The 16,875-nt window shown below is 25.5% G+C and carries 17 protein-coding genes; 10 read left to right on the top strand and 7 right to left on the bottom strand.

Translation table 11 applies throughout. The annotated features are described in order from the left end of the window. Positions 1-273: 273 nt before the first annotated feature. The 7 genes from Q1K13_RS13010 (at position 274) to Q1K13_RS12980 (ending at position 9,761) form a co-directional block, all read left to right on the top strand. The gene (locus Q1K13_RS13010; protein WP_300351750.1) at positions 274-1,011 is read left to right on the top strand and encodes a glycerophosphodiester phosphodiesterase; all 738 of its coding nucleotides are present in this window, start codon (positions 274-276) and stop codon (positions 1,009-1,011) included. Between the two features lie 257 nt (positions 1,012-1,268). Continuing rightward, entirely contained in the window at positions 1,269-2,546 is a 1,278-nt protein-coding gene (locus Q1K13_RS13005; RefSeq protein ID WP_300351749.1) for an MFS transporter, read from the top strand. 544 nt (positions 2,547-3,090) lie between these two features. Then, entirely contained in the window at positions 3,091-5,706 is a 2,616-nt protein-coding gene (locus Q1K13_RS13000) for a 3'-5' exonuclease (RefSeq protein ID WP_300351747.1), read from the top strand. A 182-nt stretch (positions 5,707-5,888) separates the two neighbouring features. Beyond that, positions 5,889-6,554, top strand: a complete 666-nt coding sequence (gene trmB / locus Q1K13_RS12995; RefSeq protein WP_300351745.1) for a tRNA (guanosine(46)-N7)-methyltransferase TrmB — start codon at positions 5,889-5,891, stop codon at positions 6,552-6,554. 277 nt (positions 6,555-6,831) lie between these two features. Further along, positions 6,832-8,115 (top strand): glycoside hydrolase family 125 protein, encoded by a 1,284-nt coding sequence (locus Q1K13_RS12990; RefSeq protein ID WP_300351743.1) that lies wholly within the window; start codon positions 6,832-6,834, stop codon positions 8,113-8,115. 137 nt (positions 8,116-8,252) lie between these two features. Next, entirely contained in the window at positions 8,253-8,828 is a 576-nt protein-coding gene (locus Q1K13_RS12985; RefSeq protein WP_300351741.1) for a hypothetical protein, read from the top strand. A gap of 405 nt (positions 8,829-9,233) precedes the next feature. Further along, a complete protein-coding gene (locus Q1K13_RS12980) occupies positions 9,234-9,761 on the top strand; it encodes a hypothetical protein (RefSeq protein WP_300351739.1) in 528 nt (175 codons plus the stop codon). Positions 9,762-9,779: 18 nt separating this feature from the next. Here Q1K13_RS12980 and lepB read toward each other — a convergent pair whose 3' ends face one another. Next, a complete protein-coding gene (lepB, locus tag Q1K13_RS12975) occupies positions 9,780-10,322 on the bottom strand; it encodes a signal peptidase I (protein WP_300351737.1) in 543 nt (180 codons plus the stop codon). Between the two features lie 113 nt (positions 10,323-10,435). Here lepB and Q1K13_RS12970 point away from each other — a divergent pair, with 113 nt between their 5' ends. Together Q1K13_RS12970 and Q1K13_RS12965 are read left to right on the top strand one after the other, a co-directional pair. After that, positions 10,436-11,278: a metallophosphoesterase gene (locus tag Q1K13_RS12970; protein ID WP_300351735.1), complete on the top strand. Its 843-nt coding sequence runs from the start codon at positions 10,436-10,438 to the stop codon at positions 11,276-11,278. Positions 11,279-11,773: 495 nt separating this feature from the next. Beyond that, entirely contained in the window at positions 11,774-12,253 is a 480-nt protein-coding gene (locus Q1K13_RS12965; protein ID WP_300351733.1) for a GNAT family N-acetyltransferase, read from the top strand. 79 nt (positions 12,254-12,332) lie between these two features. Here the strand turns inward: Q1K13_RS12965 and Q1K13_RS12960 are convergent, their stop codons facing one another. From Q1K13_RS12960 to Q1K13_RS12950, 3 genes are all read right to left on the bottom strand, one after another. Continuing rightward, on the bottom strand, positions 12,333-12,668 hold the full coding sequence (locus tag Q1K13_RS12960) for a hypothetical protein (protein WP_300351730.1): 336 nt from the start codon (positions 12,666-12,668) through the stop codon (positions 12,333-12,335). 3 nt (positions 12,669-12,671) lie between these two features. Beyond that, on the bottom strand, positions 12,672-13,091 hold the full coding sequence (locus Q1K13_RS12955) for a YtxH domain-containing protein (protein WP_300351727.1): 420 nt from the start codon (positions 13,089-13,091) through the stop codon (positions 12,672-12,674). A gap of 166 nt (positions 13,092-13,257) precedes the next feature. Beyond that, positions 13,258-13,407, bottom strand: coding sequence for a hypothetical protein (locus Q1K13_RS12950; protein ID WP_300351725.1), 150 nt, complete (start codon positions 13,405-13,407; stop codon positions 13,258-13,260). A gap of 258 nt (positions 13,408-13,665) precedes the next feature. Between Q1K13_RS12950 and Q1K13_RS12945 the strand changes: the two genes are divergently transcribed. Beyond that, positions 13,666-15,006: a hemolysin family protein gene (locus Q1K13_RS12945; protein ID WP_300351722.1), complete on the top strand. Its 1,341-nt coding sequence runs from the start codon at positions 13,666-13,668 to the stop codon at positions 15,004-15,006. 81 nt (positions 15,007-15,087) lie between these two features. On the opposite strand, the gene Q1K13_RS12940 is transcribed toward Q1K13_RS12945, so the two are convergent. The 3 genes from Q1K13_RS12940 to Q1K13_RS12930 all read right to left on the bottom strand — a co-directional run bounded on the left by Q1K13_RS12940 (position 15,088) and on the right by Q1K13_RS12930 (position 16,868). Beyond that, positions 15,088-15,657, bottom strand: a complete 570-nt coding sequence (locus Q1K13_RS12940; RefSeq protein WP_300351719.1) for a 4Fe-4S binding protein — start codon at positions 15,655-15,657, stop codon at positions 15,088-15,090. 58 nt (positions 15,658-15,715) lie between these two features. After that, on the bottom strand, positions 15,716-15,937 hold the full coding sequence (locus tag Q1K13_RS12935; protein ID WP_300351717.1) for a 4Fe-4S binding protein: 222 nt from the start codon (positions 15,935-15,937) through the stop codon (positions 15,716-15,718). A gap of 370 nt (positions 15,938-16,307) precedes the next feature. Continuing rightward, the gene (locus tag Q1K13_RS12930) at positions 16,308-16,868 is read right to left on the bottom strand and encodes a DUF3794 domain-containing protein (RefSeq protein ID WP_300351715.1); all 561 of its coding nucleotides are present in this window, start codon (positions 16,866-16,868) and stop codon (positions 16,308-16,310) included. Positions 16,869-16,875 lie beyond the last annotated feature (7 nt).

The following is a 16,875-nucleotide window of genomic DNA, read 5'->3' as shown; positions in this document are numbered from 1 at the left end:
CAATTAAATATAGATTTTTGAAACGTTTAATAATAAATAAAACATAAACTTATTTTTTTAATAAATTGATATCTTAAGTTTAAGAAAATGTTTTCATAAATGATATAATATTAAATATAAAGTAAATAATGATTAGACATATAAGTTAGACAAGGAGATTTAGAGAGAAGTTCAACTTAATTTTTAAAGTTGGGCTTTTTATTTAAGGAAGCTATTAAATTTCAAATAAATAGTTTTAAAAACAATTTAGTAGAAGATGGAAGGAGAATAATTATGAAAAGAACATTAAATATTGCCCACAGAGGATTAAGTGGATTGTATCCTGAAAATACAATAATAGCTTTTAAAAAAGCTGTTGAAGCCGGATGCGATGGTATAGAGATGGATGTTCATCTTACAAAGGATGGTATACCAGTTGTAATACATGATGAAGAAGTGGATAGAACAACTAATGGATCTGGATTTGTAAAAGATTTTTCATATGAAGAACTTTCAAAGTTAGATGCTGGTATTAAGTTTTCAGAAGAGTTTAAAGGAGAAAGAATACCTACTTTAAAAGAATTTTTTGATCTTATGAAGGATAATGACAAGCTTATAAATATAGAACTTAAAAATAGTATTATTCATTATGAGGGACTTGAAGAAAAGGTTTATAATGAAATAAAAAATTATGGATTTGAAGATAGAGTAATAATATCATCTTTTGATCATTATTCAATAAGAAAATGTATAAGAATTAATAGAAATATTAGAACAGGAATACTTTATTGGGATTGTATATTTGAACCACATAATTATTGTAAAGTAGTTGGAGCAAATGCTCTTCATCCAGAATTTAATAGTGTTACAGAGGAAATTGTAAAAAAAGCACATGAAGATTTCCAAGAAGTGAATGTATATACAGTAAATGAAGTTAAAGATATGGAAAAAATGATTGATTTAAATGTTGATATGGTAATAACAAATTACTGTGATGTATTTAAAAAAGTGTTAGAAAATAGATGCAAATAGAAAAAAATAACATTTAGTTTTAGCATTCGTTTAGAGAATTTTATAATTTTTATAAGTTACTTATATTTTAAAAGACTTTATAAATTTTTATTTTATATTTAAACATAAATGGTTAATGGTCAAAAAATAAAACATTTTAATAATTGGTTTTATTTTAAAATAGTATTGATTTCTACATATAACTAGAAAGTTACTTATATTTAATATAGAACTTAATAATTAAATTTGTTTTATAAATAAAGAGGGGTTGAAAAGAGATGAAGAATAGTAAGGCTAAGAAATGGATTACTCTTTTAGTTTTGTGTGCCGGTGGTGGTGTAATTTATAGATTACCATATTTAAGAGAAGTTTTTTATATACCAATGCAAAATGCTTTTCATTTAACTAACTTTCAAATGGGATTTTTAACAAGTATGTATGGTATAGTTAACTTCTTATTATATATACCAGGTGGAGTTATAGCAGATAAATTTTCATATAAAATATTAGTGCCATTTTCACTAATAGCAACAGGTCTTTTAGGTTTTTGGTATGCAACAATACCATCATATACAGTATGTTTAATAATAAATGGAGCTTGGGCAATTACAACAGTATTTACTTTTTGGCCAACAATGGTTAAGGCTGTTAGAATGCTTGGCGATAGTTCAGAACAAGGAAAATTATTTGGTGTATTAGAAGGTGGAAGAGGGGTTGCTTCTACTATAGTATCTTTCATAGCATTAGGAATGCTTGCAAAACTTGGAGAAGGATTATTAGGAATTAGATCAATAATAATATTCTACTCAGTAACAGTCATTGTGATTGGTATTGCAGCTTACTTTTTATTAGATGATTCAAAAGAAGAACAAGCTAAAGATAAACAAACAAGAAATGATATTATGAATGGTATTAAAAAAGTTGTAAAAATGCCAGAAGTTTGGTTAGTTGCATCATTAGTATTCACAACATATGCAGCATTTTCAGGACTTTCATTCTTAACACCATATGTTACAGAAGTATTCAAAATGTCAGTTTCAGTTGCAGCATTCATAGGAATAATAAGAAGTTACGTAATCATGGCATTTGCACCTCCTATAGCAGGGGTTATTGCAGATAAAATGCATTCAACAATTAAATTTATGATAATTGGCTTTGTATTATCAATAATATTTACAGCAGTTTATGTTTTTATTCCAGGAAACACTTCATTTATAGTTATTGTACTAATTAATATGTTAGTTTTATCAATTGTTTTACTTGGAATGAAAGGGGTATTCTTTGCTCCATTAGATGAAGTTAATGTACCAAGAGAATATACAGGTATTGCAGCTGGTATAGTATCATTTATAGGATATGTACCAGATATGTTTATAAATTCTTATTATGGAGGACTTTTAGATGCTCATCCAGGAATAACAGGATATAATCTTATATTTATATCAATGATAGTTCTTTGTTTAATTGGACTTGCTTGTGGATTGGTTCTTTATAAATTAGTTTATACTAAAAGAAAAGCAAAGGATTCAAAGGAAATAAAAACAGAAATAGCCTAGGATAGTTTATTAGAAGTTTTTAAGCCAGTATTAATTTTATATAGAGGTATGTACAGTTTAAAGTAGAGATAAAAATTAAAATAGAATTTAAAATATGATGATAGAAATAGTAAGTGGTATAGAGTATATAATAATTAAAAATGCTTTATACCACTTTTATTTTGATAAAGTATTTTTATTTTAGTCAATATGAAAGTAATTTTTACTTTTACATAAAATTTATAATATATAAATTGAATTTTAGAGCTAATATTAATATATAACGATTTTGTAGGTTTATAGATTATTGTAATTTTATAATAATTTAAATTTTAAGTCATAAATAAATTTTAACTGAATCTCTAATATATTATTATAATGTTATAATAATAGTGGCTTTTTATTTTAAGATTTTGTTTTAATAGAGTATTGATTTTAAATTGAAAAATTCTAAGTAATTGGGTTTCAAAGAATAGCTAAAATTAATACTAGTTTAAAGTAGATTATATTTTAAAAAGCATAATTTTTTTATGTATTAGATTTAATTTAGAATGGGTGATAGTTTATGTCATTTTTAAATAAAGAGCAACAAAAAGTAGTTAATGAGAAAAGGGAAAATGTACTTTTAGTAGCATCAGCAGGTACTGGGAAAACTAATACCTTATCTGAGAGAGTAGCATCAATAATTAAGAATAAAAAATGTAAGCCATCAGAGATTTTATGTATTACCTTTACTAATAAGGCTTGTAAAGAAATGAGTGATAGAGTTTTAAAAGTAATAGGGGGAGAAGCTAGGGAGGTTGTAGTAAGAACTTTTCATAGCTTTTGTTTTGATATAATAAAAACCTATGCAAAGAGAAATACTGATATATTTTCTGACTTTACTATTTATGATGAGGAAGATTGTAAGGAGATTATAGGTAAGCTAAATTATTTTTATGCTTCTAGTAATTTAATGGCTGGCCCATCTTTGATTCAAAGAGTTATTGATTTCATAAAGGTTGAAAAAGTTAGAAGAGAGCTTCAAGGGAAAAGTTCTTCTGTAGATTATAAAGAAGTAATAGATGACTTATTTAAATTTAATCAGGAAAAGGTAAATCAAGCTTGTAGTGAGAAAGGAGTTTTAAATTATAGATTAAAGGATTATATAAAAATTCATGGACATGAGTTAGTGGGTTTATATGAAAAACTGTTAAGAGATGACCATGCTTTGGATTTTAATGATTTAATCATACAAACTAAAGAATTGTTTAAAGATGAGAATGTTGTAGATTCTTTAAGAAAGAGATTTAAGTATATAAATATTGATGAGGTACAAGACACAAGTCTTGTGGAATATTCAATAGTAGAAAAGCTTTTTGAAGGAAATAATGTTTTAATCTGTGGAGATTTCTTTCAAACCATTTATACTTGGAGGGGGTCAAATCCTGAGATAATATTTAAAAGATTTAAAGAAAAATACAATCCAGTAGAAATTGTTTTTTCAAAAAATTATAGAGCCACTAAGAATTTAACCAGTTCCTCATTAAACTTTTTAAATAATGCCTTTTCAGATAAGGTTTCACAGCTTTATAAGGATGGAATCACAGCAGAATCTGAAAAAGAAGGGGAAAAAATTATTGTAAAAGGAACAAGGTCACCTAGAGAAGAGGCTAGATTTATATTTAATGGAGTAAATCAATTGGCTAAAAAGGGGGAAGACATAAGTAAAATTTGTGTATTAACTAGAGATAATAAATACAATATTTCTTTAAGTGAAGAACTTTATGCAATTGCTTCTTATGAGGGAGCGGATTTTGAGTTTATACTTGTTGATCAGTTTAAATTTTTTAGAAGACAAGAAATTAAAGATATATTAGCTTTCCTAAAATTAATAGCTAACAGATATGATTCACTAAGTTTAAAAAGAATAGTTAATAGGCTTCCGACAGGAATTGGAATGACTACCTTAACTCATATAGATTCAAATGTTTATAAAAAAATAGGAATTAGCTTAGCAGATTTCATAGATCCTATTGTAAGAGAGTATGGAGAAAAGTATGCTCTTTTAATAAATGAGTTTCATAAAGAAAATATAATTGTTTTTGATGTGGAAAGTACAGGGGTAGATGTAACAGAAGATGAAATTATTCAGATTGCTGCCATAAAAATAAATAATCAGGGTGAAATAGTAGATAGATTTGAAAAACTTCTAAAAAATAATAAGCCAGTTGGAGATTCAGAGTATGTTCATGGTTTTTCTGATGAAAGACTAGCTAATGAGGGAGAAGATAAGGAAAAGGTATTAAAGGAGTTTGTGGAATATTCAAAGGACTCCATAATTGTTGGTCACAATGTTCAGTATGATATAAACATATTATGTAGTGAACTAAATAGGGCAGGCCTTGGAAAACCTAAGTTTAAAGCTTTTTATGACACCTTAGATATTTATAGAAGATTTTATCCAGGAGAAAAAAATTATAAACTTGAAAATTTAAGTAGGGTATATGAAACAAAGCATAAGCCAAGCCATGATGCCATGGATGATATTATTGCAACAGGAGAACTTTTAGTACGTGCTTTAAATGAGAAAGTAATTAAAACATCCATGGAGAGAATTTCATTAATGGAAAAACATTTAAAACAATTTACTAAAATATCAGAAAAGTTAAATCAGCTTTTTGAAGAAGCTGAAAATAAACGTCCTTATGAACTTGTTGCATATATAATGAATGAGTTTAATATAAAAAGTATGTATTCAGGGGAAGCGAATGTTGAAAAATTAAATAGATTAAGAGATTTGTATGCCTTGTTAAGAGATTTAGATGATAAAACAAAGGGTAATAGAGATTCACTTTTAGATATTATAAGAATTACAGGCCTTTCAAATGGAGAGCTTGAATCTTTAATAATAAATAGAACTAAAAAACCAAGAATTCCAATAATAACAGTTCATCAGGCTAAGGGGTTAGAGTTTGATACTGTGTTTTTAGCAGGAATTCAAAATAATACATTCCCTTCTTATATGGCAATAAAAAGTGGAAATTTAGATGAGGAAAAAAGAGTCTTTTATGTTGCAATAACAAGGGCTAAAAAGAGGCTTGTTATAACATATACTCATGAAAGTAAATTTGGAAGAAGAAATGATTGTAGTGACTTTATAAGCTATCTTCCAGAAGAAAATATAGTTCAATTGAATTAGTTAAAATATCCTTAATATTATAAACATTGATTTCTAAAATTTTTAATTCAATTGTGCATTAAGGGTATAATTGAATTAAAAATTTGGTAATGTGTTAATAAATTTAGATAAATACTAAGGTTTACATACTTACTATAAATCTGTATAATAATTCTGAAACTAAACAATGGAGTGGATTAAAAATGAGAATGAGAAGAAAACCTTGGGCAAGACCTGAATTAGAGGCTTGTGACTTTTTCGTAGCTAACCCAAAAGAGAATAAAGGAAATTGGAAAAATACTTTTAAGAATACAGAGAATCCAATATATTTGGAGCTTGGATGTGGTAAGGGAAATTTTGTTGCAGTTAAAGGTTCAGAAAATCCGGATATAAATTACATGGCTATAGATATAAAGGATGAGGTTATAGTTTTAGCTAAGAGAAATATTGAAAAGGCTTATGGAGAAAAAAATATGCCAATAGAAAATGTTAAAATAATGCCTCAAGAAATAGCTTTAATAGATAATATTTTAGATAGTAATGATAAAATAGAGAGAATTTACATAAACTTCTGTAATCCATGGCCAAAGGATAGACACAAGAAGAGAAGATTAACTCACACAAGACAATTAACAAACTATAGAAATTTCTTAGTAGATAATGGAGAAATACACTTTAAAACTGATGATGATGAATTATTTGAAGAGTCATTGGAATATTTTAAAGAGTGTAATTTTGAAGTTACATATATAACTTATGATTTACATAATAGTGGATATGAGCATAATGTTGTAACAGAGCATGAAGAAATGTTCTCAAAGCAAGGAATAAAAATAAAGTTTTTAATAGCTAAAAAATTAAATGCTTAATTTACAAAAAAGAGTTTTGAATTTTATTTCAAAACTCTTTTTTCTATTAATATTTGGCTACTTTCTAGATTTAGGTGATAAATTTTAGAAACTTAAACAAGTTTAATAAAGTATATTTATTACATTTATGAAATGGTATACAATGTATCTTAAGTTACTAAAAACTTTATTTAAGATTTCCTTTTTATAAAAACATCTTGAAAGTTTTTGTTAATTCAAATGTTTTTTAAAAGTAAATCATTCAAAATAATTATTTAAACTTGTGGGGGGAAAGTAAATGAGTTTATCAACTGATGAATTAAAAGGATTAGTAAGAAAAATCGGTAAAGATTTATCAACTAAAATAGATGACAAAGAGTTACAAGAATTATTTTATAACTGTTTTATAAATACAATGGATACAACTGTTCAAATTTCTAATGGGGATGCCTTTGTAATAACAGGAGATATTCCAGCTATGTGGCTTAGAGATTCTACATCTCAAATTGAGCATTATTTACCATTTGTAAATGAAAATCCAGAATTAAAAGAAATTTTTGTTGGATTAATAAATAGACAGGTTAAGTGTATTTTTATAGATCCATATGCAAATGCTTTTAATAAGGAGCCAAATGGACAAAAATGGGATAATGATATAACTAAGGATAGTCCATGGGTTTGGGAGAGAAAATATGAAATAGATTCTCTTTGTTATCCAGTAAGATTAATGTATAAATATTGGAAAGAAACTAAAGATGAAACTTTCTTTAATAAGGATATTAAAAAGGCCTTAAATATGATAATAGATCTTTGGATAGTTGAGCAATATCACAGAGAAAAATCAGATTATAGCTTCCAAAGATTAAATTGTTCTGTAACTGATACTTTAAGTAATGAAGGACTAGGAACTCCAGTAACTTACACAGGTATGACATGGTCAGGATTTAGACCAAGTGATGATGCTTGTGAGTATGGATATTTAATTCCTGCCAATATGTTTGCTGTTGTTGCCTTAAGATATATGGCTGAGATTGCAGAAGAAGTATTTAAAGATGAAGAATTAAAAGAAAAAGCAGACAGCTTAAGAGTTGAAATAGAGGATGCTATAGAAAAGCATGGAAAAGTTTATAAAGAAGGCTTTGGAGAAGTTTATGCATATGAAACTGATGGTTTTGGAAATTATAACTTCATGGATGATGCTAATGTGCCAAGTCTTTTATCAATTCCTTATTTAGAATATAGAGGAATTGATGATGAAGTATATCAAAATACTAGAAGATTCATTTTAAGTGAAAACAATAGATTCTTCTTTGAAGGAAAAGCTGCTAAGGGAATTGGAAGTCCACATACTCCAGACAAATATATTTGGCATATTGCATTGAGTATGCAAGGATTAACTACTAATAATAAAGAAGAAATAGATAACTTGGTTAAATTATTAAAGGAAACTCATGCTGGGACAGGATATATGCATGAAGGATTCCATGTTGATGATCCAACTAAATTCACAAGAGATTGGTTTGCATGGTCAAACTCATTATTCTCACATTTCATATATGAGAAAGTTATAGAGAAAAAATAATAAATTATATTTATAGATTGAGGGCGTAAAACCTAATGGCTTTATACTTTAGGTAGTCCAATTAAACTTATTTTATGAGATATTTAAAATAGAATAAAAATTTCTTTTAAAGGGAAAAATATACTGAGGTGAAGTTTATGAAAAAAATAAGCATAATTCTACTCAGTTTATTTTCCCTTTTTTTATTTATATCTTGTGGAAGTGAAGGGAAAGATATTGTTATAAATATTATAGATAATGAAATAGAAGTTGAAGAAAATGAAAAAAGAGATATAAAAATACAATCTAAAGATACATATAAGCAGTTTAGAGAAAACAAAAAAAAGGTTAATAAAAATGATTTAAGAACATATTATAAAAATGATTTAACACTTAAAAAGTTTCAAGCTCCAAAGAAAACCATAGAGGAATATGAAAGTTGGTTTATTGATATGGTGAGAGATAGAGGGGAAAACACTAGAGTTCTTTCTGATGCATTTAGATCAGTTGATATTTTAGTTGGAGAGAATATTGTTAAATACCCTGTAATTATTGATACTGTAATATTTAATGATAAAGAATCATATATCATAGCATATCTTTTTGAAGAGGTGGAAAACTTAGATATGGAATCACAAGAAGCTATGAATCTTAGAGAGTTTAAAGATGTATTAGTCATAGGGGTTTATAAGGAATCATCAGATGTATTTTATGAAAATAGGTATAAGTTTTAAAAAAGTTATATTAATTAGTAAGTTAAGAAATTTTATAAGTGGTGTTATATAAAGTTTTAAAATCAATTTTATTAACTAATAAGTATTAACTTCTATAAAGGGTTGAATTAGTGAACTACTCACTATTTACTCCTTTGAGGTAAGAAAATTCTTTAATATTTAGCAAAATAGATTAAATCAAAATTTCTATAGTAGCTATATATAATTAAAGGAAAGAGAATCAAAAAATGTTTATTTTTTGAAAAGATACTTGTAATTTAGTTAATATTATGTTAATATAATATTAACAGGTTAAAGCATAAACCTAATTTCCCTATATTTCATATATATATGCATTTGTCCTATAAGTATCCCTTAGCTTATAGGACTTTTTATTATATTTTAAAAAATAAGTGAGGCGTAATTATGTTTGGTAAAAAAATTAAAGGGTTAACAAAAGTGATTTTAGTGCTTATTTTATTAGTACCAATAACATTTAAGGTTTACGACCTTTATTATTCTAATGCTAATTTGGATATAAATTCTAAAGTTATTAAAAGAGGAAAAACATATAGAGATTATAAAAAAGTAAAAAATAAAGTAGGAATACCTAAAGTTTATTTTACATATAAGAAGTTAACACCAGAAGAGATGATGACTTTAGATATATTGTCAAATACTAATGGGTATAATATAAATGATACTATTTTAAATGTTAAAAGTTTTGTTTTAGCACAACATGGTAAAAGTTTAGATTCAACACTTTCAAAGAATGAAAGTGTAGAAGTTGATAAATATATGGATCAAATAAAAAGTAGTGTAGAAAATAATTTAAAAAAGAATTCAAAATATATATATGGAATGAAAATAATTTTATCAGTGGCTACATCATTAATGATTGTCATGTTAATTTACAATATTTGCATGACTGCTGTATTTATGAAAGAAAAATAAAATACAAGTAATTTTATTTTAACTTAAAAACCCAAATCTTTTACAAGAAGAAAGGGTGAAAAAAGCTTTTCCATCTAAATTTTTTTTATGAACATAGGGATTATCCCATTTTCTTGCGTCAAAAGAGGAAATTCTATTATCTCCAAAAAATAAATAATGATCTTCAGGAACATTAAATGTTCTATCTAAAATTTCATTATTTTTTACGTAAGGTTCATTTAAAAGTTTTCCATTTATATAAATATTTCCATTCTTTAGGGTTATTGTTTCTCCAGGAAGTCCAATAACTCTTTTTATTAACAATTCTTTAGAGGACTCATGAGAAAAAACAAAAATATCTCCTCTCCTTACATGAGAAAAGATCTTACTTACTAAAAGAACGTCTTCTTCAACTATGGTTGGTTTCATTGATCCAGTTGGCACATATGCTTTGAAAAATAAATAGTTATTAACAAAGTATAAAAGAATAAAAAATGCAATAAAAAAAAGAAATTTTCTTTTTTTATTATTATAAATTTTAAAATTAAAAGTAGATTTCTTTTTCTTTACTATTGACTTCATAAACATATCCCCCTATCTTAGAAAACATATTACCATAAAATGGAAATTTTTAAAAGTGATTATATTAAAAATATCTAATATAAATATATAAAGAAATTTTTTAGAGGATTCTTATGGATGATATTTCAGATTTAGTTAAGATTACATCAGTCTTAGGTACTGTTACTTTAGGGTATTTAATATATGAAAATAACAGTATAGAAATAAGAGAGTTTGATTTATTTACTAAAAAAACACCTCATTATTTTAAGGGATTTAAAATTCTTCATTTAAATAATTTGTATGGAAAAAATTTTGGGGAAGCAAATAGTAAACTTTTAAATAAAATACATGAATTAAAGCCAGATATTATTGTAACCACAGGAAATATGTTAAAATCTAATTTAGATAGGGGATGGACTTTTTTAGAACTTTGTAAAAACTTAAGAAGATTTTATCCTATTTATTATTTAGTTGAAGAAAGTATAGTTAATGAAGAAAAAAAAACTAAGGAGTATTTGCTTTATTTAAAAGAATTAAGTAAAAATGGAGTAATACTTATTAATGATGGAAAAGTAGCACTTATTAAAAGAGAAGATAAAATAAATATTTATGGTATTTTCATAAGAAGTGATGAGATAAAGGATTATAAATTTGATAAAAAAGATGGGAAAATAAATTTTTTAAAGGAAAATATAGAGAATAAAATAGGACTTCCCAATAAAAGTGAATTTAATATAGTGTTGACTAATGAGGTTTTAAATTTTGACTCTTATGTTAAATGGGGAAGTGATATTACTTTTTCAGGATATAATAGGAGGATTAACAAATATATTTTTAATAATTTAAATGATAATAAGAAGGGGATTTTTATAAAAAGAGATTCATCTATGATTTTAAGTAGAGGTCTAGGAAATAAATTTTTAAGAGCTAGATTATTTTATAGACCTGAAATAACTCTTATAACTTTACGGTAATATTGCATACTTTTAAATAATATGAATTTAGTGTAAAACAAATATCAATGACCTTATAAAATATAGCTTAAAAAGGTGATGAAATTTAAAAACATAAATAAATAAGATGTGATTTAGGAAATTTTAAAGTTCAAAATAAATGTATAAATAGAGAAGAAAAGTACTATATTTAATATGGAATATAGTACTTTTTATTTATTTAAAATATATAGAATATTGAGTTTAAAAGCATATTTAGTGTATATTTATATTAAAATATTTAATTTTAGACCTTAAACCTAAACTATGAAATATATAAGTTAAGAGTGCTTTTGAATTAGTGTATAAATTAGAATAAATGTACATATAATATGTATTCAAAGCTTTAAAATTAGTATTTATCATTGGAAATAATAGAGAAAAAATTCTATAATAAAATTTAAATGGTAAATTTTTTTTATTAAATTTACAAATAAATAATATTTTAAATATAGTTTAAATTGTAGGTGAGTCAATGTGGATAATAAAGAAAATAGTGAAAAATTAGTGAAAATTAAAAGTAAATTAGAAAAAGGTTATAGTAGCTCCTTACCTCATGGGTATAGATTTACTAATTTTAGAGAGGGAGATGAAAATAACTGGGCATATATTCAGTATAAATCAGGTTCTTTTAAAGAATATCAACAAGCTATTAGAGTTATTTTTAAAGAGAGTAGATTGTTGAAGAATGAAATTAAGAAAAGATGTATATTTCTTGAAAACGAAGTAGGTGAAAGAATAGGAACTTTTATTCTTATGCCTAAAAATAGTAATGAAAATAATATAGAAGAAATAAGATACTTAGCTATAAATTCTAAGTATAATGATAAAGGATTAGAAAATCTACTTGTTTCTAAGGCGTATCAAATTGTTAGTGAGTTAGGTGGAGAAATTAAAAAAGAGTTAGAAGAAGCAAAAAAAAACTCAAGTGATGGATTAGAATTAGGATTAGTTTAAAACAGAGCCAAATAATAAGCTAAAATAAAATTAATATGTAATTTAAAAACTCATTCCTAAAATATAGGAATGAGTTTTTTTATCTTTTTAAGAAAACCTGGCTAATTATTTTAGCTATTTCTCTAACAGTTTCAACATTAGTTTCAATATTTTCCTTAGCAACTATTAAGTCAGCTGTAGTTTCTGTTGCAACTTCAGATATATCTTTAATGTTTTGACAAGCATCATTTACATTATTAGCTATGCTAGGTAAGTCTGCAATTGTTCTACTTAGGTTGTCCTTATTTTGATCTAAAATACTATTAACATTAGTTAATAATTTTAGAATCTTATTTAAAGTAAGGATTAAATAAACTACTGCAACACATCCCAAGATTGCTAATATTAAGTATATTACATTTAAGTCTATATACATTAGTTATTGGTTATTTTCTCTAATTTCTTCAGTTTCAGCAGCAACTTCTTCACTAGCTTCAACTGGAGTTTCTATTAAATTTTCTTCTACAGCTTCTTCAGTTTTTTGTCCTTTTTTGCTAGCTAAGTATTCTTTTATTTTACTTTTAGCTTCACAAATATTTTCTTTTCCTTTTGAAACTTGTGTATTTAAATTTCCTTTTAAATCTACAGTTTTATCATTTAAAGTTTGTATGGCTTTTTTTGATCCTTCTTTTAAATCATTTCTAGTTTCTTTTCCAGATTTAGGAGCGAATAATAATCCACCTAAAACTCCTGCTAATGTACCAACAGCAGCACCAGTTACTGCAACTTTAGCTTTTTTATTTCTTTCTACTCTTGCTTTAGCTTTTCTTTTTTCTTCAATTAATCTTGATAAACTCATATTCCATACCTCCTAAGTTATTAACCTTCTATATAATTAAATTATACTATACAGTATAAAAAAATCAATAATAATTATCATTTAACATAGATATGAGTTTTTACTTAGTATTTTATAATCAAAGGTTAATTTTAGAAAATTATTTAAAATAAAGATTTACATTAGTTTAAATTTTATGATTATTTATTTTAGAAATCTTAGATTTAAGTTTAGTTTTTGAATATTTCATTGCATTTGAAACTACATCTTTGCTTGTATTATATAAGAGTAAGGTTGTTACTAAGATGAATTTTAAAAGTTTTAAATTTTCTTTCACAATAAATCACCTTATTCATATTATTTATTATAAAAACTTAAAAAGGAGAAACTTTACAATATATTATATGTACACTAGCTTTCATAAGTTAAATATTATATAAGTATATTTCAAATATATATAAGTAATATAATTTGAGATTTAAATTATGTATTTGGCATAATTTGGCTTAAATTGTACATATTATATAATTGAATAAAACACATTGATATGTTATTATGGTTTAAAAATTATTTATTTTAGAGGAGGAATTATAGGATGGACCCGAGTCCCAGTATTTTACCTAAAATTATTCTAATATTAGTTCTTATCTTAATTAATGCATTTTTTGCAGCTGCAGAGATGGCAATGGTATCTGTGAATAAATCAAAGATAAAGGTACTTGCAGAGAAAGGGAATAAGAAAGCCCTTTTATTAAGAAAGGTGTTAAAATCACCAAGTAACTTTTTATCTACTATTCAAATTGGAATAACATTTGCAGGATTTTTTGCCAGTGCATCAGCAGCCACTAGCATTTCAGAAAACCTAGCACAATTCATGCATAAGCTAAACATTCCTTATGGTAGTGAAATATCAGTTATACTTATAACTATGCTTTTGTCTTATGTAACTTTAGTATTTGGAGAGTTACTTCCAAAGAGAATTGCATTACAGAAGCCAGAAGAAATAGCTTTAATGGCTATAAGACCAATATCTTTTGTATCTAAAATATCAACACCCTTTGTAAAACTTTTATCAGCTTCTACAAATTTATTTATTAAAATTTTAGGATTAAATAATAAGCATCAAGAAGAAACTGTGTCAAAGGATGAAATAATGTCCATGATAAATATTGGACAAGAAATTGGTGTAATTGATAAGACAGAAAAAGATATGTTAGATGGTATATTTGAATTTGACCACAAATCAGTAAAAGAAGTTATGACACCTAGAGGGGAAGTTTTTGCAATAAAATCTTCAACTCCAAATGATGTTATAGCTAAGAATCTTATAAGTGAGCAGTTTTCAAGAATTCCTGTTTATTCTGATAATAAGGATAACATAGTAGGAGTACTTTATTTAAAAGATTTCTTTGAAGCTGTTGTTAAGGTTGGAGTGGAAAATATCAAATTGGATCAATTAATAAGACCTGCTTATTTTGTTCTTGAAAATAAAGTTATTGATGATTTATTTAAAGAACTTCAAGATAGTAAACAACATATGGCTGTTGTAATAGATGAGTATGGTGGTTTTTCAGGAATTGCTACTATAGAAGATTTAATTGAGGAAGTTATGGGCGATATATTAGATGAATATGATGACTCAGAAAGCTTCATAGATAAAATAGATAATAATACCTATGTAGTTGATGGTTTATTACCTTTGGACAAGTTAAATGATAGTTTAAATTTAAATCTTGAAAGTAAAGACATTGAAACAATTGGTGGTTTTGTGGTTAATCTTATAGGTAATATACCACAAAAAGAAAATGAAATGATTGAATATCAAGATCTTTCATTTCAAGTTTGTAAAACAAATAAGAAGAGAATAGAGAAACTTAGGATTTGTTTAAAAAATCAAACTAGTTCTTTTAAACCTGAGATTATATTAAACAATTAAAAAATAAGTAATAGTATTCAATAAGTAATAAAGAAGAGTATGAGGTTTTAATACTAACTCATACTCTTTAATTTTTTTATTTTATTTGTTTTTTAATTTGCATATTCCTTGAGTCATTGTTCCCATTGGACAATAAATACACCAAGAACGAGGCTTATATAGAATTGAAGTTATTATTCCTAATAGGGTTGAAGTCAACATTAAACTATAGAAACCAAAGGCAAACTGAGTTATCCAAGGGGATACATTAGTTAAGCCATTTAATTTCCAAGAAAGTTTAAATGTCCAAAGCAGTGTAATAACTTCTTTTAAGGAGTTTGTACCTTTAAAAACAAGGTAAGTTGAGATAAGCATATTAAAAAACATAAATAAAAAGAAGGTTAAAAATCCATATCTAAAATATTTGCTTACAAAAAATCTAGGCATAGTTTTTTTCCTAGATAGTTTAAGTTTTTTTCCTAATAAATCTAATAGTTGTCCTCTACCACAAAACTCATTACAATATTTTTTACCTCCTCCTAATAAGGAGATAAGAAGAGGAACAATAAAACATATAAGTCCAAGCCAAGCAAAAAGTATATTAAATAATCCAAGTATTAAATATAAACTAGAAAATATCCAAAGATATTCTCTAAAAAGTTTCTTTTTCATATATAAATCCTCCATAATTTAAAGTTTTTATTATGTTTTAAGTTATTATTGATTTTAGCTATCCCATAAGATCTACTATTTCTATTATAGAAGCAGGACATTCTTTAGCACATTTAGAGCAACCTATACATTTATTTAAATCAACATTTGCATGAATCCCTTTATTTATAGTAATTGCATTTATTGGGCAGACTTTAGTGCAAGATCCACATGCTACACAAAGAGATATATCTACAAAGGCTTTTTTTTTAACAATAAGTTTTGTTGATTTTTTATCCATTTAAATCCTCCTTATTAATAACTAAGTTTATTACTTAAGTATATTTGATTTTATAAAATACTTAAGTGACTAAGTTACATAAGAATAGATAAAAATATTTTTATCTATTCTTATAACAAATGATAGAGATTAACTAAAAAATTATAAGGTGAAATTGTAGAACTAAAGAGTGCAAAGATGGGTAGAGTTGGAATTATAATAGAATTAAGTTGAAAATTATAAATTATAGCTTTAAATTAATTAGGCTATATTATGATTTTAAATAGTAAAACTTATAAATATACTTTTAATATTTATAAGTTTTATGAAAAATCTTAATATAGCCTTTTATAATATATTATTATTTTAAAAAAATTAGTTATAGCTAGTACTAATTATCTGAACTACTTAAAGGTAGACATGATGGAACTAGCTTTTCTGCAAGTAAGAATAAAGTTACACTTTTAAATATTGTTTTTGGAGTTAAAACTTTAGCATAAACATCTTCAACACAAGCTTCAACACAGAAATTTTGATCTAAATCAACATCTTCAGGTAAAACTATATATTCACAGAATGGATATTCAAAGTTTACTGAATGAAGAGATTGAACGCAAACATCAGCTGTATAAACTATTGTTTGACATAACTTTCCACTAACTATTAATTTTCTACCAGTTGCTATAGCGCCTTCATTATTCATACCATCAATCAAAGAATCTCCATTGGCATCTTTAATTGAACTAGGAGTTTCTATAACCATTGATTTTGTAATTTCAACAGTTATATAAATTTTTTCGATATTTTCAATATCTGGATAACAATCTGGTATATATAATACTTCAGGTATTATTACTTGAGCCCAATTTTTTTTACCTGATACATCTAAATCAGCTACATCACATAATCCAACTACTTGGTAATTATGACCTTTATTACATGTGCAATACATAATACAA

This window comes from Clostridium sp., assembly GCF_029267215.1.
Taxonomy (GTDB): domain Bacteria; phylum Bacillota; class Clostridia; order Clostridiales; family Clostridiaceae; genus Sarcina.
This window is presented reverse-complemented; position numbering and strand designations above follow the sequence as displayed.

Excerpts from the sequence above, each read along its gene's own strand:
- Q1K13_RS13010 (WP_300351750.1), top strand. The coding sequence starts at position 274 with ATGAAAAGAACATTAAATATTGCCCACAGAGGATTAAGTGGATTGTAT.
- Q1K13_RS13005 (WP_300351749.1), top strand. The coding sequence starts at position 1,269 with ATGAAGAATAGTAAGGCTAAGAAATGGATTACTCTTTTAGTTTTGTGT.
- Q1K13_RS13000 (WP_300351747.1), top strand. The coding sequence starts at position 3,091 with ATGTCATTTTTAAATAAAGAGCAACAAAAAGTAGTTAATGAGAAAAGG.
- trmB (WP_300351745.1), top strand. The coding sequence starts at position 5,889 with ATGAGAATGAGAAGAAAACCTTGGGCAAGACCTGAATTAGAGGCTTGT.
- Q1K13_RS12990 (WP_300351743.1), top strand. The coding sequence starts at position 6,832 with ATGAGTTTATCAACTGATGAATTAAAAGGATTAGTAAGAAAAATCGGT.
- Q1K13_RS12985 (WP_300351741.1), top strand. The coding sequence starts at position 8,253 with ATGAAAAAAATAAGCATAATTCTACTCAGTTTATTTTCCCTTTTTTTA.
- Q1K13_RS12980 (WP_300351739.1), top strand. The coding sequence starts at position 9,234 with ATGTTTGGTAAAAAAATTAAAGGGTTAACAAAAGTGATTTTAGTGCTT.
- lepB (WP_300351737.1), bottom strand. The coding sequence starts at position 10,322 with ATGAAGTCAATAGTAAAGAAAAAGAAATCTACTTTTAATTTTAAAATT.
- Q1K13_RS12970 (WP_300351735.1), top strand. The coding sequence starts at position 10,436 with ATGGATGATATTTCAGATTTAGTTAAGATTACATCAGTCTTAGGTACT.
- Q1K13_RS12960 (WP_300351730.1), bottom strand. The coding sequence starts at position 12,668 with ATGTATATAGACTTAAATGTAATATACTTAATATTAGCAATCTTGGGA.
- Q1K13_RS12955 (WP_300351727.1), bottom strand. The coding sequence starts at position 13,091 with ATGAGTTTATCAAGATTAATTGAAGAAAAAAGAAAAGCTAAAGCAAGA.
- Q1K13_RS12945 (WP_300351722.1), top strand. The coding sequence starts at position 13,666 with ATGGACCCGAGTCCCAGTATTTTACCTAAAATTATTCTAATATTAGTT.
- Q1K13_RS12940 (WP_300351719.1), bottom strand. The coding sequence starts at position 15,657 with ATGAAAAAGAAACTTTTTAGAGAATATCTTTGGATATTTTCTAGTTTA.
- Q1K13_RS12935 (WP_300351717.1), bottom strand. The coding sequence starts at position 15,937 with ATGGATAAAAAATCAACAAAACTTATTGTTAAAAAAAAAGCCTTTGTA.
- Q1K13_RS12930 (WP_300351715.1), bottom strand. The coding sequence starts at position 16,868 with ATGTATTGCACATGTAATAAAGGTCATAATTACCAAGTAGTTGGATTA.